At 65.1% G+C, this 22,312-nt stretch carries 18 protein-coding genes; 15 read left to right on the top strand and 3 right to left on the bottom strand.

Annotation, left to right across the window (positions count from 1 at the left end):
* Window positions 1-152: 152 nt before the first annotated feature.
* From RPS27_RS10915 to RPS27_RS10855, 13 genes are all read left to right on the top strand, one after another.
* Window positions 153-1,037 (top strand): dihydrodipicolinate synthase family protein, encoded by an 885-nt coding sequence (locus RPS27_RS10915; RefSeq protein ID WP_212065174.1) that lies wholly within the window; start codon window positions 153-155, stop codon window positions 1,035-1,037.
* Window positions 1,038-1,242: 205 nt separating this feature from the next.
* The gene (locus RPS27_RS10910) at window positions 1,243-3,573 is read left to right on the top strand and encodes a TonB-dependent siderophore receptor (protein ID WP_313754001.1); all 2,331 of its coding nucleotides are present in this window, start codon (window positions 1,243-1,245) and stop codon (window positions 3,571-3,573) included.
* A 2-nt stretch (window positions 3,574-3,575) separates the two neighbouring features.
* Window positions 3,576-4,754, top strand: a complete 1,179-nt coding sequence (locus RPS27_RS10905) for a PepSY-associated TM helix domain-containing protein (RefSeq protein ID WP_212065176.1) — start codon at window positions 3,576-3,578, stop codon at window positions 4,752-4,754.
* Between the two features lie 159 nt (window positions 4,755-4,913).
* The gene (locus RPS27_RS10900) at window positions 4,914-6,197 is read left to right on the top strand and encodes a DUF1963 domain-containing protein (RefSeq protein WP_212065177.1); all 1,284 of its coding nucleotides are present in this window, start codon (window positions 4,914-4,916) and stop codon (window positions 6,195-6,197) included.
* Window positions 6,198-6,293: 96 nt separating this feature from the next.
* Complete coding sequence (locus RPS27_RS10895; protein WP_212065178.1) at window positions 6,294-7,526, top strand: rhodanese-like domain-containing protein; 1,233 nt, start codon at window positions 6,294-6,296, stop codon at window positions 7,524-7,526.
* Between the two features lie 160 nt (window positions 7,527-7,686).
* Window positions 7,687-8,931, top strand: coding sequence for a phosphoglycerate dehydrogenase (serA, locus tag RPS27_RS10890; protein ID WP_194404717.1), 1,245 nt, complete (start codon window positions 7,687-7,689; stop codon window positions 8,929-8,931).
* A gap of 77 nt (window positions 8,932-9,008) precedes the next feature.
* Window positions 9,009-10,670 (top strand): tannase/feruloyl esterase family alpha/beta hydrolase, encoded by a 1,662-nt coding sequence (locus tag RPS27_RS10885; RefSeq protein WP_313754000.1) that lies wholly within the window; start codon window positions 9,009-9,011, stop codon window positions 10,668-10,670.
* Window positions 10,671-10,718: 48 nt separating this feature from the next.
* Complete coding sequence (locus RPS27_RS10880; protein WP_212065180.1) at window positions 10,719-11,195, top strand: MarR family winged helix-turn-helix transcriptional regulator; 477 nt, start codon at window positions 10,719-10,721, stop codon at window positions 11,193-11,195.
* The gene (locus RPS27_RS10875; RefSeq protein ID WP_212065181.1) at window positions 11,192-11,962 is read left to right on the top strand and encodes an enoyl-CoA hydratase; all 771 of its coding nucleotides are present in this window, start codon (window positions 11,192-11,194) and stop codon (window positions 11,960-11,962) included. The genes RPS27_RS10880 and RPS27_RS10875 overlap by 4 nt, the downstream gene beginning before the upstream one ends.
* A gap of 104 nt (window positions 11,963-12,066) precedes the next feature.
* Entirely contained in the window at window positions 12,067-14,148 is a 2,082-nt protein-coding gene (locus tag RPS27_RS10870; protein ID WP_211415662.1) for a methyl-accepting chemotaxis protein, read from the top strand.
* Between the two features lie 127 nt (window positions 14,149-14,275).
* Window positions 14,276-15,214, top strand: coding sequence for a dihydrodipicolinate synthase family protein (locus RPS27_RS10865; RefSeq protein WP_211415663.1), 939 nt, complete (start codon window positions 14,276-14,278; stop codon window positions 15,212-15,214).
* Window positions 15,215-15,628: 414 nt separating this feature from the next.
* The gene (locus tag RPS27_RS10860; protein WP_211415664.1) at window positions 15,629-17,029 is read left to right on the top strand and encodes a selenium-binding protein SBP56-related protein; all 1,401 of its coding nucleotides are present in this window, start codon (window positions 15,629-15,631) and stop codon (window positions 17,027-17,029) included.
* Between the two features lie 83 nt (window positions 17,030-17,112).
* Entirely contained in the window at window positions 17,113-17,706 is a 594-nt protein-coding gene (locus RPS27_RS10855) for a hypothetical protein (RefSeq protein WP_249131387.1), read from the top strand.
* Here the strand turns inward: RPS27_RS10855 and RPS27_RS10850 are convergent.
* The 3 genes from RPS27_RS10850 to RPS27_RS10840 are packed head-to-tail and all read right to left on the bottom strand — an operon-like array spanning window position 17,684 to window position 20,277.
* On the bottom strand, window positions 17,684-18,409 hold the full coding sequence (locus RPS27_RS10850; RefSeq protein WP_212065183.1) for a DUF1045 domain-containing protein: 726 nt from the start codon (window positions 18,407-18,409) through the stop codon (window positions 17,684-17,686). The genes RPS27_RS10855 and RPS27_RS10850 overlap by 23 nt on opposite strands.
* Before the next feature lie 18 nt (window positions 18,410-18,427).
* The gene (locus RPS27_RS10845; RefSeq protein WP_313753999.1) at window positions 18,428-19,621 is read right to left on the bottom strand and encodes an alpha-D-ribose 1-methylphosphonate 5-triphosphate diphosphatase; all 1,194 of its coding nucleotides are present in this window, start codon (window positions 19,619-19,621) and stop codon (window positions 18,428-18,430) included.
* Window positions 19,618-20,277 carry a chloramphenicol acetyltransferase gene (locus RPS27_RS10840; protein ID WP_212065185.1) on the bottom strand — a complete coding sequence of 220 codons (660 nt, stop codon included), beginning with the start codon at window positions 20,275-20,277 and terminating at the stop codon, window positions 19,618-19,620. The genes RPS27_RS10845 and RPS27_RS10840 overlap by 4 nt, the downstream gene beginning before the upstream one ends.
* 172 nt (window positions 20,278-20,449) lie before the next feature.
* Between RPS27_RS10840 and phnC the strand changes: the two genes are divergently transcribed.
* Both phnC and phnD read left to right on the top strand, forming a co-directional pair.
* A complete protein-coding gene (gene phnC / locus RPS27_RS10835; protein ID WP_313753998.1) occupies window positions 20,450-21,259 on the top strand; it encodes a phosphonate ABC transporter ATP-binding protein in 810 nt (269 codons plus the stop codon).
* Between the two features lie 59 nt (window positions 21,260-21,318).
* Window positions 21,319-22,254: a phosphonate ABC transporter substrate-binding protein gene (gene phnD, locus RPS27_RS10830; RefSeq protein WP_211415670.1), complete on the top strand. Its 936-nt coding sequence runs from the start codon at window positions 21,319-21,321 to the stop codon at window positions 22,252-22,254.
* Window positions 22,255-22,312: the final 58 nt, after the last annotated feature.

Here is a 22,312-nt window from a genome sequence, read left to right as displayed (position 1 = left end):
CGCCCATGCGCGCCGTGACGCCGGAAAGAGTTTGCGCGTGTCTTGTATGTAAGGTACAAGATGAAAAGTAAAGCAAAAACAAGGCCCGGCACAGCTCCGTAAGATCGTTAGAGATCAGAGGCTTAGGTCGGATCGAAACAAAGGGCAGTGTGATGACCGAGGCAATTCGCGGGTTCTGGGTGGCATCGGCGACGCCGTTGGCGTCCGACGGCAGCGTGGATTCGGCAAAGCTCGCGGCCCACGCCAGGCAGCTGTTCGGCAAGGGCGTCGACGGCGTCGTGCTGTTCGGCACCACGGGCGAGGGCACCTCCTTCAATGTCAGCGAGCGCATCGCGACCATCGAGGCCGTGCTCAAGGCCGGCATTGCGCCGGAGCGCATCGGCATCGGCGGCGGCTTTCCCGCCATCACCGACAGCATCGCCCTGACGCGCGCCGTGCTCGGCCTCGGCTTGCGTCACGTGCTGGTGCTGCCGCCCTATTTCGACCGCAGCGTCACGCCTGAAGGCATCGAGGATGCCTTTGCTGCGATCATCGACGGCGTCGCCGACGATCGGTTGCGCGCCTATCTCTATCACATCCCGCAGACGTCGGGCGTTGCGATCCCCACGACTGTCGCTGCTAGCTTGCGCAAGCGTTACGGCAAGGTGGTCGCGGGTCTGAAAGACTCCAGCGGCGACTTCAAGCAGTTCCAGGCATTCCGTGCTGCAGCTCCCGAGCTCGCCATCACCGTCGGCAACGAAGCCGATATCGCCCGCGCGATTGCCGCAGGCGGGGCCGGCACCATTTGCGGCATGGCCAATGTCGTGCCCGAGCTCGTCAAGGGAATGGTCGAGGGCAAGGATGTCGAAGCGCGGATGCAGGCTGCGATCGACGTCGTGCTGAAGACGGCCTCCTTCACTGCGACGTTGAAGGCGATCCTCGCGGCGCAGACCGGCGATGCCGCCTGGCTGCGCGTGCGCCCGCCGCTGCGCGCGTCGTCCGACGGTGCTGCGTTGAAGCGCAAGATCGACGAGTTGACGGCGCCCGCCACTGCGTAAAGGCGCAAAAATTCCGCCACACGCTGCTTCGCAAATTCGCGCGCAGCGTGCCGCCCTTGCTGCGGCATCAATCGGTGATTGCCGTTCGGCGTGGATTTACGCTTAGAACGATTCAACACTAGAGCGATTCAAATCCGTCTACGGTTCTCTTCAATCGAGACGACTGTTACACGCGCACACTTCAATGTTCCTGAATTGAAGTGGAATGAAAGTGCGTGCCTCCGTGGATGGCCTGCATCTCGGCAGCCATCGTCTTCGCGCCGGCGAGAGCCGCGCAGGTCTTCTCATCGGTGCAGCGGTGCTGCTCGCATCTCCCCTCAACACGACGGCTGCGCAGGCCCAATCGGCGCTGCCGCCTGTCACGGTGGACGCGCCGGCGCCGCGGCCGAAACCGGCGCGCGCTTCGGATCAGTCTTCCCGCCGCACGCAGACTGCGGCGCGGCGCCAGTCGAATCGCAATCCTGCACCTGCTACGCCGACGCTCTCGGAGCGCGCCGCCGCGGACGCAGCCGCACAGCAGGCCGCCAAGCTCGGATACCGCGCGATGCCGAGCGCCACGACTCTGCGCAGCGGCGCCTCGCCGCTCGACACATCGCAGGCGGTCAACGTCGTGCCCGAGCAGGTGCTGAAGGACCAGCTGCCGCGCAACATCGACGACGCGCTCATCAACGTCTCCGGCATCACCCAGACCAATACGCTCGCGGGCAGCCAGGACGCCGTGATCCGCCGCGGCTTCGGCGACAACCGCGACGGCTCGATCATGCGCAACGGCATGCCGCTGGTGCAAGGCCGCAGCTTCAATCCCGCGGTCGAGAGCGTCGAGGTGCTGAAAGGGCCGGCGTCGCTGCTCTACGGCATCATGGATCCCGGCGGCATCGTCAACACCATCAGCAAGCGGCCCGAGCTCTACCAGCACGGCTCGGTCACGCTGCTCGGTTCGGCCTTCGGCGCTTCGAAGACCGGCGCCGACGGCCTGCTCGACGTCACCGGTCCGATCGGCGACCAGGGCCTTGCCTATCGTTTCATCGGCTACGGCGTCAGCGAAGATTACTGGCGCAATTTCGGCCGGCACCGCGAGATGCTGGTGGCGCCGTCGCTGGCCTGGTACGGCCAGGACACCACGGTGCAGCTCAACTACGAGCACCGCGAGTTCATCTACCCATTCGATCGCGGCACGGCGTTCAATCCAGTGACCAAGGCGCCGCTGGCCGTGCCTGCGACGCGACGGCTGGATGAACCCTTCAACAACACCTGGGGCACATCCGACCTGATGCAGGCATCTGTCGAGCACCGCTTCAACCAGGATTGGAAGCTCTACGCCGGCTACAGCTACAACACAGAAACCTTCAGCGCCAACCAGCTTCGCATCACCAATATTGACTTCACGACCGGCAGGGAGACGCGCAGCAACGATGGCACGGGAAGTTCGCTCAGCAACGTCAGCTACGGAACGTCCTATATTTCCGGCAGCTTCTGGCTCGGCGACATGCGCAACGAGCTGGTGTTCGGCGGCGACGGGCAATATCGCACGATCTATCGCGACACCCTGATCCGGCAGACGACGCCCGCCTTCAATGTCTACAATCCCGTCTACGGGCTGATCGGACCAGGCACCACGGCGTCGAACGCCGACAGCGCGCAGACCGACAAGCTCGGCCAATGGTCGCTGTTTGCCCAGGACACCCTGCATCTGACCGAACGCTTTGCGCTGGTCGGCGGCGTGCGTTACATGGACTACGATCAGATCGCGGGTCGCGGAAAGCCGTTCAACACCAATACCAACGTGTCCCAGGACAAGGTGCTGCCCCTCGGCGGCGCCATCTTCAAGCTGACCGACCAGATCTCGCTCTATGCGAGCTACACTCAATCGCTGAAGCCGAACTCGACCATTGCGCCGATCGGCGTGGTGATCGATTCCAACGTCCCTCCGGAAGAGGGCGTGTCATACGAGGCCGGCGTCAAGTTCGATCTGAACAAGCGCATCTCCGGCACGCTGGCGCTCTATGATCTCGACAAGAAGAACGTGCAGACGACGAAGACGAACAGCGCGGGTATCGTCGAGCTCCACACCGTCGGGCGTGCGCGCTCGCGCGGCGTCGAGCTGGACGTCACCGGCAGGCTCACCGACAGCTTGGCCCTGATCGGCAGTTTTGGCTATACGGATGCCCGCGTAACGGCGTCGGAAGATCCGACGCTGTATGGCAAGAAGCTGCAAAACGTCGCCTTGAACACAGCATCACTCTATCTGGTCTACGACTTCGGCACCGCATTACCCGGCCAACTCCGCCTCGGCGGCGGCGCGCGCTATGTCGGCGACCGCCCAGGAGATTCCATCAACTCCTTCTTTCTGCCGTCCTATGTCGTCGCCGATATCTTCGCGACCTATGAGACGAAATATCAGAACACGCCTGTCATCTATCAATTCAACGTCAAGAACCTGTTCGACACCGTCTACTATCCCTCAGCGGTCAACAATCTCAACGTCGCCATCGGCGATGCCAGGCGCGTCTCGCTGTCGGCGACGGTGAAGTTCTAGCCATGGCGGCGCGGCTGGGACGCACGGTCAAGGCGGTCCTGTTTCAGGTCCACTCCGTCGCGGGCTTGGTCCTGGCGCTGCTGGTGTCCCTGATCGCGCTGACCGGCGCGATCATGAGTTTCGAGGACGAGATCGTCGATCATCTCAACGCCGGCATCATGCAGGTGACGCCGCGTCAGGCGCCGTCGCTGATGCCCGATGCGCTGCTTGCGCGGCTGAAGGCGGCGCAGGACCTCGGCAAGGTCTCGGCCGTCACGCTGTCGAGCGATCCGTCGGCGGCGGTCCATGTCCGCTTTGCGCGTGACGACCGGGGCGACCGGCCGACCTCGCTCTATGTCGATCCCATCGATGCGCGGGTGCTGGGCTCACCGCGCGGCGAGGCGTTCTTCGCGACGGTGCGCCGGCTGCATCGCTGGCTGCTGCTTCCCGGCGACGGCAAGGGCTGGGGACGTCCGATCACCGGCAGCATCGCGCTCGGCCTGATCGTCATGCTCGTCTCGGGCCTCGTGCTGCGCTGGCCGCGTCGCGCGGGCAGCGTGAAGATGTGGCTGAAGCCGAATATCGCACCCGGAGGCCGCGCGCTGCATCGCTCTCTGCACACGGTGATCGGCACCTGGGTTTTGCCGATCTATCTGACGATGGCGCTCACCGGGCTGTATTTCTCCTTCGAATGGTACAAGGACGGCGTGACCTGGCTGCTGGCGCGTCCGCACGTCACCGCCGCGAAGATGCCCGCAAAGCCGCCGCCTGGCCGTGCCGAGCCTGCATCGCCGATCGGATTCGACCAGGCCTGGATGACGTTCCAGCGCGAGGAGGGCGACCGGTTCTCCCGGGCCTTGCTGACGCTGCCGGCGGGATCGGGCACGGCGATCCGCATCCGCTCGTGGGGCAAGGCATCGCTGCTGGAGACCACGCGCGACGAATTCCGCATCGACGCAGTCACCGGCCAGTTGGTCTCCGCGGAGCGCTACGCCGACAAGACTTTTGGCGAAACGATCATCGCGGCCATCTACGACATCCATCGCGGCGCAATCCTGGGCTGGCCCGGTAAGCTCGCCTTCATGATCGCCGCGATCATGATGCCGTTGTTCTCGGTCACCGGCGTCCTGCTCTATCTATCGCGCCGCAAGTTGCGCCGTCCGGCGCAGCCACCGCTCGGGCGGCTCGTTCCCGGCGAGTGAGACTCAAGCGGGCCGGCCACAGCACGAAGGCAGAAATTCCGGGCCGAGGTCGAGACAATCCCGGGCTTACTCATTGCCGACTAAGAAGCTCTTGTCTGAACCGTCGTAGGATGGTTCGATCCCGTTTACATCTTAAAGTATCGGGAGGCTTCTGCGGCAATGTCTGAACGAGACGACATCGAGGAGACGGCGCTACCTGCAGTGCTCGTCAGACGCAGCGATTTGCCCGTACCGCTGGCTCACCCCGCGCGAAGTTTCTTCGGTGGACTTCCCAAATTACCGCCACACCTCGACTGGCCCGTGGCGGAAGTCAGGGCCGACGAAGCCTTGGAGATCGTTGCGCTGACATTCGTGGCTCAGATCGACTTGGCTGAAGTGCCTGGAACCGGCTGGTCGCCGCTCCCGCCCCGCGGCACGCTCTATTTTTTCTGCAGCTCCGTCTTTGTCGGCGAAGGACATCCGCCGTGCCGCGTCCTCTATAGCCCGGCCCACGGAGGGGCATATGCCGACCGCGCTCCACCGCCAAATCTGATGCCGCTGGCAGGGACCAATGGCGATCGTCAGGTCAGATGGCTCAATCCCGATCTCGATCTTCATTCCAAGGTCGAGTTTAAGTATCCAATTTCATTCCTGCCGTTCCGCGACTTCTACTTCCACCAGGATGCCGTCGGAGGCGAACTCATGATCAAGGAATTATGCAAGGCGCTGGGTCCGGGCGAGCCGCCAGAGAATGATCTGCTTCAATTCCGAAGCGTGACCACATACGAAAAGGACGAGGACTGGCCTTTTAACTGGCTCCTGGTCACTCACGTGGTTCGGTCGGTTTTGTCCTACGTCCAGCGCGATCTGAAGTTCGGATACTTCGGCAAGCCGCTCGCCGACGAAGCAACCGTAGAGTTGAAGCGTCTTCGCACCAGTGCGATCGGATGGCTCGAGCGGTGCCGGGCGCTGACCCCGATGGATGATGTCGATCCAAACACGAAAGCGACCTTCAGATCGTGGTGGATCGACGTTGTGCGGGCCTACGAGAGAATGGACGGGCAGGTGCGCACGTATGCGGGTGAAATCGTGGACGACCTCGGCAATGCCATCAACCACACGATCCGCTGCATGGCGACCTCTGATGTCGACGCACCAGACGAAGCTCCTCTCAGCTACGTTGCGAATCTGGAGCGGCAGAATCTCTGGACGACCCCCAGCGTAGAGGACGGGCAACGCCGCCATTTCAGAACAGCGATTCATCAGATGCTGGGATATGGCAGCGGACCTCAGGATGCGACGGAGGAGCATCTGGAGGACATGTTGCTGCTTCAGATCCAGGGTGATCCGGCCTTCTTCAATTGGCACTCGGATATCGGCGGCGTGCTTCATTTTTGGATTGACCGCGATGCGCTTGCTCAACGCGACTTCTCGCACGTCGTTGCCACTTACGAATGCGATTAACTTGATCTCGACGCTTGTATCGCGTGCGCTAATATCGCTGGCCAATGCCGCCGCAATGGTCCAAAAGCTCACGGCTCTTCCCTCAAGGTTCACGCCATGAAGCTCCCGACCGTCGCCCCCGCCGATATCCGCCGCGCGCTGCTGCTGCGCGAAGAAATCGCGCTGCTCGATCTCAGATACGAGGCAGGCTTTGCGACCGGGCATCCTCTGTTCGCCGCCAACATGGCCGTGGATCGGATTGAGATCGAAGCGGAGGCCAGGCTGCCGCGCAAGGACGTGGCGATCGTGCTGTATGACGACGGTGAGGGGCTGGTCGCGCGAGGTGCCGAGCGGCTCGCCGCGCTGGGTTATACCAACATCGGCGCGCTCGAGGGCGGGCTGAAGGCCTGGCGCGCGGCGGGCTATGAGGTCTTCGAGGACGTCAACTCCTATTCAAAGGCGTTCGGCGAGCTGGTCGAGTCGCGCAGGCACACGCCGTCGCTCAGTGCCGACGAGGTGGCCAAGCTGATCGCGGACAAGGCTGACATCGCCATCCTCGACGTTCGCCGCTTCGACGAATACGCGACCATGAACATTCCGGGCTCGGTCAGCGTGCCCGGCGCGGAGCTGGTGCTGCGGGCAGGGCAGGCCGCGCCCGATCCTGACACCACCATCATCGTCAATTGCGCCGGCCGCACCCGCTCCATCATCGGCACCCAGTCGCTGATCAATGCCGGCGTGCCCAACAAGGTGCGGGCGCTGCGCAACGGCACCATCGGCTGGACATTGGCGCGGCACGCGCTCGACCACGGCGCCGACAGGCGCGGCGAGATCGGACCGTTCGAGGGCGGTCCGGCCAATGCGCACGATGTCGCCTATCGCGCCGGCGTGCGCCACATCGGCGCCAGCGAGATGGCTGCGCTTGCCGCGCAGACCGGCCGCACGCTGTACCGCTTCGACGTGCGCGATGCGGAAGAATATGCGGCCGGCCATCTGCCGGGCTTCCGGCATTATCCCGGCGGGCAGCTCGTGCAAGAGACCGACATGGCCGCGCCCGTGCGCGGCGCGCGCATCGTCCTGACCGACGACAGGAGCGTCCGCGCCGACATGACGGCGTCGTGGCTGGCGCAGATGGGCTGGGAGGTCTATGTGCTCGAAGGCGGCTATGACGGCGCGCTCGAGCTCGGCGCGCCGCGCGTGCTGCCCAAGCCAGATCCGGCGCACCGCTACCGCCGTCCCTACGAAGGTACCGACGTTGCGGAGAAGGCGATGCAGGCCTATCTCGACTGGGAATACGGCCTCGTGGAGCAGCTTCGCCGCGACGGGACGCATGGGTTTTATGTCATTTGACGGCGAGCGGAACGACCACTGCGCACTGACCTGACCGCGCTGGTGGGATGCCAAGCGCATCTCGCGTTCCGCCATCTTCTTCCCGTATCCGCCCCCTATTGTGCTGTGCATCGTCGGCGGTCTATGTGCTCAGCCAAAGCTCATCATCCACGGAGACACCATGTCAGCCCCAGGCCAAAGCCCTGAGCGGAGCGCGAAGGCACTGTTGCTCGAAGGCGTCAATGATAGCGCTGTCGACCTTTTCAGGAGTGCGGGCTTCGCCAATGTCGAGCGGCTGACCAAGGCGCTGGACGGCGAGGATCTGCGCAAGGCGCTCAAAGGCGTGTCGCTGCTCGGCATTCGCTCGCGCACCCAGATCACCGACGAGGTGCTCGCCGCCGCCGACGGGCTGCTCGCGGTCGGCTGCTTCAGCGTCGGCACCAACCAGGTCGACCTTGCGGCCGCGCGCAAGCGCGGCATTCCCGTGTTCAACGCGCCGTTCTCCAACACGCGCAGCGTCGCCGAGCTCGTGATCGGCGAGATCGTGATGCTGCTGCGGCGCATCTTCCCGCGCTCGGTGTCGGCTCATGACGGCGGCTGGGATAAGTCGGCGACCGGCAGCCGCGAGGTGCGCGGCCGCACGCTCGGCATCGTCGGCTACGGCAATATCGGCTCGCAACTCTCGACGCTGGCGGAAGCGATCGGCATGCGCGTGATCTATTTCGACCGCACCGACAAGCTCCGCCACGGCAACACCGAGCCGGTCGAGCGGCTGGACGAGCTGCTGGCGCAGAGCGATGTCGTCAGCCTGCACGTGCCAGAGACGCCGGAGACCGCGGGCATGATCGGCGAGAAGGAGCTGCGGGCGATGAAGCCGGGCTCGTTCCTGATCAACAACAGCCGCGGCACCGTGGTCGATCTCGACGCGCTGGCGCGTGCCCTGCGCGACGGTCATCTCGCAGGCGCCGCCATCGATGTGTTTCCGGTCGAGCCGTCCTCGAACGCGGACCGCTTCAAGAGCCCGGTGCAGGGCCTCGAGAACGTCATCCTCACCCCGCATATCGGCGGCTCCACCGAAGAGGCCCAGGAGCGTATCGGTGGGGAAGTCGCGCGAAAACTGGTCGACTATTTCATCACGGGCTCGACCATGGGCGCGGTGAATTTTCCGGAGGTGCAGCTGCATTTGCGGCCCTCCGGCGCGCGCTTCAGCCACGTCCATCGCAACGTGCCCGGCATGCTGCGCCGGCTCAACGAGGTCTTCCTGCAGCGCGACATCAACATCGCCGCGCAATATCTGGAGACGGCAGGCGATCTCGGCTACGTCGTGCTCGATGCCGATCTCGGTGGTCAGGATTCTGCCGCGCTGCTCCAGCAGATCCGCAGCCTCGACGGCACGGTCGGCGCGCGGCTGGTGTTCGAGCACTAGCGTCCATTGACGGCTGCCCGGAGGTCGCATTGAATGCGGCCTCTGGCAGACTGAATATGACACTAGGGGTGGAAACGATGACGCTGACAACAGCGAAGCTGTGCGCATGGCTCGTGGGCGCTGCGGCCGCCCTGAGCGCGAACGCGGTGGTCGCCGCCACCCTGGCGGAGAATGCAGAAACAGTCTGCAAGGGCCTCAACGGCGGCACTGACGCCACGAAGGTCGATTCCGCCACGCTGCAAGCACCGTCGCCGCTTGCTGTTGCCGAACGCGGGCCGACGCCGTCGGGGCGCGTCACGCCGGCCAGTCCCGCCTTCTGCAAGGTGCTCGGCCATATCGACCCCGTCGACCCCAAGGCGCCGCCGATCAAGTTTCAGGTCAACCTTCCCGTCGAGTGGAATGGGCGCTCGCTGCAATATGGCGGCGGCGGATTCAACGGCGTGCTGATCACCGGCCTTGCGCTGCCGCCGGCCTATCCGTTCGACAAGCCGTCGCCGCTGGCGCGCGGCTTCGTCACCTACGGCACGGATTCGGGCCATGAGATCAAGCAAGGCGAGCTGCCGCAGGTCTTTGCGCTCAATGACGAGGCGTTCGAGAACTTTGCCCATCGCGCCTACAAGCGGGTGCGCGACACGGCTGTTGGGCTGATGGAGCGCGCTTATGGCAAGAAGCCTGACAAGATGTATTTCATGGGCTCGTCCGAGGGCGGCCGCGAAGGCCTCACCATGGCACAGCGTTACCCCGACGATTTCGACGGCATCTTCGCCCGCGTGCCCGTGATCAACTGGGTCGGCCTGCAGCACGCCGGCACGCGCTCGGGTCTCGTCACCATGGGCGCAGGCTGGATCAACCCGGCGCAGGTGAAGCTCGTCGGCGAGGCCGTGCGGGCGGCGTGCGACAAGGCCGACGGCTCCGACGATGCGCTGGTGCAGGATCCCGTCGGCTGCAAGGCCGCCTTCAAGGCCGAGACGCTGCGCTGCGCGGACGGAAAGACAAGCGATCAGTGCCTGACCGACGCCCAGATCAAGGCGATCGAGACCTTGCGCGGACCTTACAAATTCCCGTTCGCGCTCGCCAATGGTCTCGACGATTATCCGGGCTGGGGCGTCTCGGGCGAGGACACGCCGGCGATCGGGCCGACCGGCGGCTGGACCGCGTGGTGGCTCGGCACGGCGCCGCCGGCCCAGCCGCCCGCGCCCAACAACGGCATCGCCTGGATCTACGGCGCCGGCGGCATCCAATATGTGTTCGCGCGCGATCCCAAGCTCGACGTCACCACCTACAAGGTGGAGGAGCACAAGGCGCGGCTGCTCGAAGTGTCGAAGCTGATGGATTCGACCGATCCCGATCTCAGCCGCTTCCGCGCGCGCGGCGGCCGGCTGATCATGCTCGAGCACATGGCCGATTATGCCCAGAGCCCCTATGCCGGCATCCGCTATTTCGAGAGCGTCGAGCGCAAGCTCGGCAAGGCCGAGACCGCCGAATTCGCGCGGCTCTACACCGCGCCCGGCGTCGACCATGTCGGCTCCGGCGCGCCGGCCAATGTCGACATGCTCAGCGTGCTGGTCGACTGGGTCGAGAAGGGCAAGGCACCCGGCGATCTCGAAGTCAGCGAGCAGAAGGTCGAGGCGCCGTCCTTCGCAGTGACCCGGGCGCTGCCGCTGTGCCGCTGGCCGGCCTGGCCGCACTACAAGTCGGGATCGGCGACCGAGGCGGCGAGCTTCACCTGCGCGCCGTAGTCAAACGGTTCGTTTGACAACCACCTCGCGCCCGGCTAAATATTTCGCATGCGAAATAAAGCGGCTGACGCGCGGCATCATCGGCTGATTTACCTGCTCAACGTCGCACAACGCCGCCTGCAACGCTGGATGGCGGCGCAGCCGGACAACGACGTGACGCCGGCACAAGCGGGACTGCTGTTCATCCTCGGCAAGCAGGACGGCGTCCTGATGGGCGAGGCGGGCGCGGCGCTCGACATGGGGCCGGCCGGCATTTCCGGCCTCGTCGACCGCACGGAGGCTGCGAAGCTGATCGAGCGACGGGTCGATCGCGAAGACGGACGCGCGTGGCGCATCTTTCTGACGCCGAAGGGACGCACCGCGCTGGCGCAGGCGAAAGCCGGCGCAGAGCAGGTCAACGCGGCGCTGACGGAGGGATTCACGGCGGCCGAGATCGACATCGTCGCGCGCTGGCTGACCAGCATTCAGGACAAGTTTCCAAGATCTTCAGAAACACGACATTCAGACCAAGGAGCAGATCAATGACCGAGCATGTCCGGATCGAGACCAATAACGGAATCCTCACCCTCACGCTGGCGCGGCCCGACAAGAAGAACGCGCTGACCGATGCGATGTACGGCAAGCTCGCGGACGCCATCGAAGCCGCCGAGAGCGACGCATCGGCCCGCGTGATCCTGATCCGCGGCGAGGGCGACATGTTCACCGCCGGCAACGACGTCGGCGAATTTGCCGCGGTCGCAGCCGGCAAGTCCGAAGGCAGCCGCAATGTCGTCCGCTTCATCCAGTCGCTGGCGCGCTGCACGAGGCCGCTGATGGCGGCGGTGCAGGGCCGCGCCGTCGGCGTCGGCACCACGATGCTGCTGCATTGCGACCTCGTTGTGCTCGCCGACAACGCGCAATTGTCGACGCCCTTCGTCAGCCTCGCGCTGGTGCCGGAAGCGGCGTCCAGCCTGCTGATGCCCGCGCGCATCGGCCATGCCCGCGCCTATGAGATGTTCGCGCTCGGCGAAACGGTGCCGGCGCAGGCTGCGCTGCAATGGGGCCTCGCCAACCGCGTGGTTCCGCTCGACAAGCTCGATGCCGAGGCGCTCGCGCTCGCCCAGCGCCTGGCACGCCAGCCGGCCGGCGCTCTCACCGCCACCAAGCGCCTGATGCGCAACGGCGAGGTGCTGGTCGCGCAGATGCAGGCCGAAGGCGAGCAGTTCGCCCAGCGCCTGCGCACCGCCGAAGCGCGCGAGGCGTTCACGGCCTTCGCCGAGCGCCGTCCGCCCGATTTCACCAAGGTCGCGTGAACGGCGGCTTGGCAGGCCGGCGATTAACATTTGATACAAGTTTAACGGAACTTTGGGATGTGCCGGTGCAGGGTGACCACTCGCGGAGAGTAGGTCCCCTGGCCATGTCAATCTTTAAGAAATCGGTAAGCAAGCTACTTCTTGTTCTGATGGCGCTTTTGGCCGTCGGCGCGCTGACCAGCACCGCGATCCAGATGTTCGGCGCGTTCGGCCGCTACAGCGACAGTCTGGAGACGGAACGGCTTGCGAACGCGGACAAGGCGATCTTCCACGGCGTGCTTGCTTTGCGTAACAATCGCGGCGATGCGCAGAGCGCGCTGCTCGGCGAGGATGATCCGCGTGCCAAGCTCGGTGCGGCCGAGAAAGCCGAGCAGGCCGGCTATGATTCCATCGTCGGGGCGCTTTCCACCATCGAGTTCGCCCGCCGCGACGAACTCGCAAGCACGCTGAAGCAGCGCTGGAGCGAGGCCGCCCCGAAGTTCCAGCTTTTCTTCGACGAGGCGAAGCTGCCGCGTCCCGAGCGTAAGATCGACCGGACCAATTCCTGGTACGATGCCGTCACGAAGGTCATCGACACCGCCAACCTTGCTTCCACCGCGGTGTCGAACCGTGCCTGGATGAACGATCCCTATATCGCGCGCATGATTCAGGTCCGCCGTTTCGCCTGGCAGGTCCGCGATCGCTACGGCATCCATTGCTCGTCCCTTCGCTCGAACGTCAACAGCAGCAAGCCGCTTGACGACGCCCAGAAGCGGTCGGTGGCGCAATGGGACGGCACCATCACGTCCGGCTGGGCAGGCATGGCCGAATTGCTGGCTGCGCCCGACGCGCCGGCGGAACTGGTCAAGGCGGCGACGGACGCGAAGGCCAAGACCGATGGCGTTCTCAAGCAGATCAACGATCTCACGCGGAATTTCGACGGCAGCGGCAAGTCGGCGATGCCGCCTGCGGAATGGAATACGCTGTGCCAGTCGCCCTTCGCGTCCATCGTCGCGGTCGCCAACACGGCGCTCGACCAGTCGATCGCGCGTGCGGAAGCCGTTCAGACCAAGGCCCTCACCAATCTCATCGTGCAGTCGTTCGCGTTCCTGCTCGCGCTGGCCGTGACCCTGGCCGGCGTGTTCGTGGTGCGCACGCGCCTGATGCGCCCGGTGCGCGCCATCCTCGACGCCATCGCCCGCATCAGCGCGCACGATTATGCGACGCCGGTGCCGCAATCCCGGCATCCCGACGAGTTCGGCACCATGGCCGCCGCGCTCGAAAGCCTGCGCGAGAGCGCGGCGACCGCCGAGCGTCTGGGCCATGAGCGCCAGTCGCAGCAGGCGCTGCAGCTCGCCCGCTCCGGCACCGTCGATTCCGCATGCCGCAGCTTCGACGATACGGTTCAGGCCGTGATCCAGAGCGTTGCGGCCTCGACGCGGGAGCTTGATGCCACCGCGACCGGCGTGCGCTCGCTGGTGTCGCAATCGAGCAGCCAGACCGCCGCCGTCTCCTCCGCCGCCGAGCAGGCCACCAACAACCTGGAGACCATCGCGGCGGCGACCGAAGAACTCTCGGCGTCCGTCGGCGAGATCTCCGCGCAGGTGCAGGCCAGCGCTCGCGAGGCCCGTGAAGCCGTATCGCAGGCCGAGCAGACCAACGCGACGGTCGAAATCCTCGATCAGACCGCAAGCCGCATCGGCGAGGTCGTGAAGATGATCAACGCCATCGCCGGTCAGACCAACCTTCTGGCCTTGAACGCCACCATCGAGGCCGCGCGTGCGGGCGAGGCCGGCCGCGGTTTCGCCGTGGTTGCCGGCGAGGTCAAGAGCCTCGCCTCCCAGACCGCGACCGCGACGGAAGAGATCTCGCGTCAGGTCGCGGAGATCCAGGGCGCGACGGGCCAGGCGGTCGCAGCCATCCGTTCGATCGGCGGCGCCATCGGCGGCATCGACGAGAAGATGACGGCGATTGCCGCCGCCGTCGAGCAGCAGCGCGCGGCGACCACCGAGATATCGCGCAACTTCCAGCAGGCCGCGCAAGGCACCCGCGAGGTCACCGACACCATCGGCAGCGTCGCCAGGCTCAACCAGGAGACCGGCAACGCCGGCACGGTGTTGTCGGAATCCGTCAAGAAAATGTCGGCCGACGCCGATCGTCTTCGCGTCGCGGTCGAGGGCTTCCTGGGCGCGGTGAAGACCGCATAGTTCCGCCTCATCCTTCCATCCTGACGTCGTGCGTTCGGCATTGCCGCCGATCCGCGCGGCGGGTACATCTGTGCCGCCGCATCACATTTGCGGCGACAGACGTAAGACATCAGGGATGGAGAGTTCGATGCCGGTCACCCCACACAAGGCCCAGCGCCCCTATCGCGGCGTGTTTCCGGTCGCGCCCACCATCTTCGACGAGCGCGGCGAGCTCGATCTCGAGGGCCAGCGCCGCTGCATCGATTTCATGATCGACGCCGGCTCGAACGGCATCTGCATCCTCGCCAATTTCTCCGAGCAGTTCGTGCTCACCGATGCCGAGCGCGAGACCGTGATGCATGCGGTGCTGGAGCATGTCGCGGGCCGGGTTCCCGTGATCGTCACCACCACCCATTTCAGCTCGGCCGTCTGCGCCGCGCGCAGCAAGCAGGCCGAAGCGGCGGGCGCGGCCATGGTGATGGTGATGCCGCCCTATCACGGCGCCACTTTCCGCGTGCCCGAGAAAGGCATCGTCGAATTCTTCAAGGTGCTCTCGGGCGCGATCGACATTCCCATCATGATCCAGGACGCACCGGTGGCCGGCACGCCGCTGTCGGTCGAGCTGCTGGCGCGGCTGGCGCGTGACTTCTCCAACATCCGCTACTTCAAGATCGAGGTGCCCTTCGCCGCGGCCAAGCTGCGCAGCCTGATCGAGGCGGGCGGCAAGGACATCGAGGGCCCCTGGGACGGCGAGGAGGCGATCACGCTGCTCGCCGATCTCGACGCCGGCGCCACCGGCGCGATGACCGGCGGCGGCTATCCCGACGGCATCCGCCAGATCGTAGATCCCTATTTCGCCGGTGACCGCGAGAAGGCGAAGGCCGCCTATGAACGCTGGCTGCCGTTGATCAATTACGAGAACCGTCAATGCGGCCTGATTGCCTGCAAGGTCATGATGCAGGCCGGCGGCGTGATCAAATCGGACGCCGTGCGCCACCCGCTGCAGCCGCTGCATCCGGCGACAAGGGCGGGATTGCTGGAGCTGGCGAAAGAGCGCGATGCGCTGGCCTTGCGGTGGGGGAAGTAACGCCGCAGATCCCGCTGTCGTAGGGTGGGCAAAGCGACTTGTCCGCCGTAGCTCGCAGAGCGAAGGCGGAAGCGTGCCCACCACCTGTTGCCATCGAGAAAGACCGTGGGCACGGCGCTGCGCGCCTTTGCCCACCCTACGAAAGCCAAATGCGCCGCGCCAACTGGGCTAACGTGCCAGCGTCCACTCGCCGACGATTGGAAACCGGGCCCTTGCGTCGTCCTGCGTAGATCCGCATTTCGACCCGAGGGCGTCGAATTAGCGCGGTTCGACCAGTTTCCCCCGGCACGGCGATGACATATTGTACGTTCGCCAACCGGCCCGGAGCATCTCAAGACATCGCGTAACACCTCTTCATTATGCCGTTATCCCGAGCCAGGTTGGAGCGAACCGACAGAACAGGGAGGCAGTGCCATGACGATGAGGCCCGATCCCACCTTTCACGCATCGCCCAAGCTTGCGATGGAAGCACCTGCGGAGAACTTTGCCTACACGTTGCTGCTCAGTCCGGACTTCTCGAAGCCGGATGCTCTCGCGGTCATCGACGTCAAGCCGGGATCGCCGACCTATGGCCAGATCGTCCACACCGTGACGATGCCGAACAAGGGCGATGAGTTTCATCACTTCGGCTGGAATGCGTGCTCCTCCGCCTTGTCGCCGCTCGCCGGACATGCCTTCATCGAGCGGCGCTATCTCATCATTCCCGGGCTGCGTTCGTCGCGCATCTACATCATCGATACCAAGCCCGATCCGACCCAAGCCAAGATCCATAAGATCATCGAACCGGAAGAAGTCTTCAAGAAGACCGGTTACTCGCGGCCGCATACCATCCATTGCGGGCCGGACGGCATTTACGTCAGCACGCTGGGCGGCGGTGGCAAGGACGGCACCAACGGTCCTCCCGGTGTCTTCATCATGGATTGCGAGACGTTCGAGGTCCTGGGACGATGGGAGATCGACCGCGGTCCGCAGACGCTGCACTATGATTTCTGGTGGAATCTGCCGCGCGACTACATGGTGACGAGCGAATGGGCCTTGCCGCCGCAGTTCGAGAACGGGATCGTCCCGGAAGATCTGCTTGCGAACAAATATGGTCATCGTCTGCACTTCTGGGACCTTCGCGCCCGTCGCAACGTCCAGACCATCGACCTCGGTGCCAATCATCAGATGGCCCTGGAGGTGCGGCCGGCGCACGATCCGGTTCGCGAGTACGGCTTCGTCGGCGTCGTGGTCGACACCACGAATCTCGAAGCATCGATCTGGACCTGGTGGCGAGAAGGCGGGAAATTCCATGCGGAGAAGACGGCGACGATCCCACCCGAGCCCGCGCCAAAGGAGCAGCTCCCGCCGCTGCTTCAGGGGTTTGGCGCCGTGCCGCCGCTGGTGACCGACATCGATCTGTCGATGGACGATCGGTTTCTCTATGTCTCGTGCTGGGGTACGGGCGAAATGCGCCAGTACGACGTCAGTGATCCGCGCAAACCGAAGCTTGCGGGCTCCGTCCATATCGGCGGTATCGCGCGCCGCACCCCCCATCCGAATGGCAAGGCCTTTGCGGCGGGCCCGCAAATGGTCGAGATCAGCCGTGACGGCAAGCGCGTCTATTGGACCAATTCGCTCTATTCCACCTGGGACGACCAGTTCTATCCCGACGGCGTTCCGGGCGTGGAAGTCATGGCCAATGTCGGTCGCAACGGGGGCCTCGAGCTCGACAAGGATTATTTCGTGAGCTTCCCCGACGGATATCGTGCGCACCAGATCAGGCTCGAGGGCGGCGACTGTTCGACCGACTCCTTTTGCTACCCGTCGGTCTAGATGGGACCCATGCGAACCCGGCGCTCGGCTGGCTGTGGCTCGCGCTTGCTGCGAGCGGTCTCTACCACGGGATCAATCCGGGCATGGGATGGCCGCTCGCCGTGTCTGCCGGGCTCATGGACAAGAGCCCGCGCGCGCTCTTCCGTGCATTGTGGGCCTTGGCGGCCGGGCATCTCCTGGCAACATTTCTCGTGCTGCTGCCATTCGCGTTCCTGCTCGTGCTGGCCGAGTGGCAGCGTCCGATCCAGATCGGTGCGAGCCTTCTCGTCATCGGCTTCGGCGTCTATCGGCTGATCGACCGGCACCATCCGCGCGTGCTGGCACGAATTCCGCCGACGCAATTGGCGCTCTGGTCATTTGCCGTGGCCATTGCCCACGGCGCCGCCCTGATGCTCGTGCCGATCTATCTCGGGCTCTGCCGGGCCTTCGAGCTCGATGCCGGCCACGAGGCGGCGGGCGAGCTGATGAAGGCAAATCTCGGGATGGCGGTGCTGGTGTCCGTGGTGCACGTTGCCGCCATGGTCAGCGCCGGCGGGTGTCTGGCGTGGCTGGTCTACCGTTATCTAGGGTTGAGGTTCGTCTCGCGAAGCTGGTTCAATCTTGACGCAGTCTGGGCGACCAGCCTCGTCCTGGTTGGCGCGGTGGCGCTCGCCTTCAATCTCGTGAGCTGGCGCTGAGGTCCACTCGCGCCAATCGCCACTCGCCGATGATGCGAAACCGCGCTGTCGCGTCATCCTGCCTGAACAGCGCGATGCGGTCGATCTCGAGCTTCTCGATCTTCAACGCCGCAAACCGCGCTCGCAGCATCTGAAGGATCGGCCCGCGCCGTTCCGCATCCAACCGCCCGGTCAGCGTCATGTGGAAGCGGAACTCTTCCATTACGTAAGGGTAGCCCCAGCGGTCGAGATGGTCGCGCTGCCGTTCGGTCAGCTTGTCGGGTCTGCGCCGCGCGCGGTCGTCGGCCGTCAGCTCGGCGCGAAACGAATCGAATTCGCGGACGCAATCGGCGGCGAGCCGCTGCAGCGCATCGACCGGCTCGGCCGGAATGACGGCGATGAAGCCGCTGATGGCATCCACGACCGGCCGGATCAGGGGGAGGGGCCGCGCCTTGCCGGCGAATACCGCGCATGCGGCCATCAGCTCGGCTTCGGTCTTGCCTGATGCCAGCGCCATCGGCGCCTTCAGCGTGCCGTGAAAGCCGTATTTGCGGGGATCGGCGCTGACGTCGCGCCAGTCCGGGGCGACGCACACTGCGTCCGCGGGAAAGGCCAGTTCGCTGCCGGTATAGGCATCATAGCCGAGCAACTGGGCGCCGAAGCGGGAGAGGGCGCTATCGCTGCCAGCGGCAAAATAGATCGCGTAGCGGGGAAAACCTGTCATTGCCTCAGCATAACCAATCTACGCCGCAACGACAGCCTCGCGCGGCGTCGCTGCCGCGGTGAGCAGCCGCGTCGCATCGGTGAGATGGACGAGCTTGCCGCCCGAGATCACCGCGATCAGCCGCGGCCGCAGCGGCACGCCGTCGTCGACCAGCAGGATGTCGGCGCGGCGGCCTTCGGCGAGCACACCGCGATCGACAAGGCCGGTCGCGCGTGCGGGCCCGGCCGAGATCAGATCCCAGGCTTTCGTCAGCGGCAGCACGCCATCGGCAGTGAGCCGGAACGCGGCGAGCAGCTGCGCGGGATAATAATAATCAGAGGCCAGCACCGAGCAGAGCCCCTTGGCGATCATGTCGGATGCCCTGGTCCAGCCGGTGTGGCTGCCGCCGCGCACGACGTTCGGCGCGCCATAGACGATGGCATCGCCGTGGCTTGCCGCCGCCTGCGCCGTTTCCTCGTTGATCGGAAACTCCGCGATGTCGGCGCCGAGCTCGCGAAACTCCCGGCGCATCGCCGGCGTCGCGTCGTCGTGCGAGAGCATCCGCACCTCGGCCGCGCGGGCCGCGGCGGCCAGCCGCGACACCGAAGCGGGCACCTCGTCGGCACGCGAGACCACGCGCTCGACCAGCCGGTCGAATTCTTCGCCCGACAGCCCGGTGCGCTCCACCATGCGGTTGCGCTTGCGCGGCTTGGCCATGTCGGCGACCGTGCCGTCCATGTGGTCGTTGAAGGCGAACAGGTCGACACGACCTTCGCTGAGCCATTGCGCGATCTCGGCTTCGGCCTCGAGATTGTAGGTTTCGTGCCTGAGATGGAAGCGGGTGTCGGCGGCGAATTGCGGGCGCTGCCGCTCGATCGCCTCCATCAGCCCGCGCGCATTGTCGCTGCTGCGCAGGCCCGGCTCCCACGAACAGGTCGCGGCGTGAAATACGGTGGTGATGCCGTTACTGATGGCCTGGCGGTCGCTGTCGGCGAGCGCGACGTCGATCGGGAAGTCGACGCCGGCGCGCGGCATCATCTGGCGCTCGAAGGCATCGCCGTGAAGGTCGACGATGCCGGGCAGCACCAGCAGGCCTCGTGCATCGATCGCCAGCCGCGCCCGGCCGCGGGAGGCGTCCACTTCTGCGATGTCCTGCCCGGACACCGCCAATGACGTTTCGACGATTTCAGTGCCGACCAGGGCCCGGCCGCCTTCAAGGAAAATGTCTGTCACGCGACCGCGCTTTGCTTGCTTGCAGGGGAAGCTGCCTGTGCTTCATACGTCGAGAGAAAATCTTCAATCCCGAGCTTGCGGAAATCGGGCAGCGCTTCACGCAATTTGTCGTGATCCCAGTCCCACCAGGCGAGCCTCGCAAGCCTTCCGGCGATCTCCTCGGAAAATCGCCGGCGCACGATGCGGGCCGGATTGCCCGCGACGATGGTGTAGGCCGGAACGTCCTTGGTGACGATGGCGCCGGCCGCAATCACCGCGCCGGTGCCGACGTTGCGGCCGGGCAGCACGATCGCGCCGTGGCCGATCCAGACGTCGTGGCCGATATGAACGTGATGCTGCCGCCGCCAGTCGAAGAAATCGGCATCGTCGCTCTCGCCTTCGAAATAGGCGCTGGACCGATAGGTGAAATGCGCCTGCGTCGCGCGGTGCATCGGATGATTGCCGGGATTGATCCGCGTCATCGCCGCGATCGAGCAGAATTTTCCGATGGTGGTGTAGGTGATCTGGGCGTCGTTCACGACATAGGAGTAATCGCCCATCGCCACCTCGTGCAGGCTCGTGCGCGCGCCGACCTCGGTGTAGGCGCCGAGCCGGGTCTCGTGCAGCTTGGCCGTGGGATCGATGGTCGGCAGGACCGAAAGCGCTTTGGCGGCCATGGTGAATCCGAAATGCGAGGCGGGCGTTCCTCTTCGATCGGCTTGATGACGGTGTCATGACGCGGCGATGACAGGGGATGAGGTGTGTAGGATCGCCGCATCGCAACGCATCTGTCACACAAGTGTTAAGCGCCGGCGTTAGCGGTGGGCCCCAGCTAATCTGGAGCCTTGCATGCTGGTGGTGGATGGTCTGACGTGTCGCTTCGGCGCGAAAGCCGCGGTGGACGACGCCTCGTTTCAAATCTCCCCCGGCGGCTTCGTCGGTGTGATCGGACGGTCCGGCGCCGGCAAGTCGACTCTGCTGCGGAGCATCAACCGCCTGGTGACGCCGACCGAGGGACGGATCTTGTTCGACGGCATCGACGTCACCGCGCTGCGCGGCAAGGAGCTGCGGCAATGGCGGGCGCGCTCGGCGATGATCTTCCAGCAGTTCAACCTGGTCGGCCGGCTCGATGTCCTCACCAATGTCCTGATGGGGCGGCTTGCGACGATGCCGGCTTGGCGCTCGTTGTCGCAAACCTGGCCGGAGCAGGACAAGGCGCTGGCGATGTCGGCGCTCGAGCAGTTCGACATCGCTTCGCTCGCCGCGCAGCGCGCCGACCAGCTCTCCGGGGGGCAGCAGCAGCGCGTCGCGATCGCCCGTGCGCTGGTACAGCAGCCCGACATCATCCTTGCAGACGAGCCGATCGCCTCGCTCGATCCGCGCAACACCAAGATCGTGATGGATGCACTGCTGCGCATCAACAAGCATTTCGGCATCACGGTGCTCTGCAACCTGCATTCGCTCGATCTGGCGCGCAGCTATTGCGACCGCCTGATCGGCATGGCGCAGGGGCGCGTGGTGTTCGACGGCGCGCCGTCCGCGCTGACCGACCACGTCGCCCGCGAGCTCTACGATCTCGAAGCCGCCGACGTCATGGGCGCGATGCCCGTGCCAGTGCCCGCTGGCGTGCCCGCGCTCGGAACGGCCGCGGCCGCCTGATCCATTCGTTTAGTTGCAAATCTTTGCGTCAACCGACCCCAACCGATGAAGAGGGTAACATGATCACTCGCAGACTGGTTCTCGCCGGCGCCGCCGCGCTTGCGTTCACGGCCTCCGCCTCCGCCGACGACTGGAAGGCCAAATATCCCGAGCTGACCTTCGCCGTCGTTCCGGCTGAGAACGCTTCCGGCGTCACCGAGCGCTGGGCGCCGTTCATGAGCTATCTTTCGAAGGAGCTGGGCGTGAAGGTCACGCTGCGCATCGCCAATGACTACGCCGCCGTCATCGAAGGCCAGCGCGCCGGCAACATCCACATCGCCAGCTACGGCTCGGCCTCGTTCGCGCGTGCCCGCCTGACCGGCGTCAAGACCGACGCCTTCGCCAACGACATCAACGCCGACGGCTCCACCGGTTACTATTCGGTGTTCTTCGTCAAGGCGAGCAGCGCCTACAAGAAGATCGACGACCTCAAGGGCAAGAACCTCGGCCTCGTCGATCCCAACTCGACCTCCGGCAACAACGTGCCGCGCTTCGAGCTCGACAAGATGGGCATCCACGATGCCGAGGGCTATTTCAGCAAGGTCGTCTTCACCGGCAGCCACGAGAACGCGATGCTGGCCCTGTCGCAAGGAACGGTCGACGTCGCGGCCAACCAGTGGACCACCGACGACGATTCGACGCTGGCGCAGATGCTGACCAAGGGCATGCTGAAGAATGCCGACGGCTCGGCGATGAAGAAGGACGACTTCCGGATCATCCACAAGTCCGCACCCATCATCAACGGTCCCTACGCCTACAATTCCGACCTGCCTGATGACGCCAAGGCGGCCATCGCGAAGGCGTTCTTCGATGCGCCGGCGAAGGACAAGGCGGCGTTCGATCGCCTCCAGGACGGCCAGAAGAAGGGGTTCAACCACGCCACCACCAAGGACTGGGATGGCACGATCGAGCTGATCAAGTTCGTCGACGCGCTGCGCAAGAAGAAGGCGTCCTGAGTATCGGGACAACGCACCTGAGCCGGGTCCCTGGACCCGGCTCTTTCTTTGACGGGAC

The organism is Bradyrhizobium sp. WYCCWR 12699, assembly GCF_032144035.1.
GTDB lineage: Bacteria > Pseudomonadota > Alphaproteobacteria > Rhizobiales > Xanthobacteraceae > Bradyrhizobium.
The sequence above is the reverse complement of the archived record's forward strand: the minus strand, read 5'-3'. Positions and strand labels throughout refer to the sequence as shown.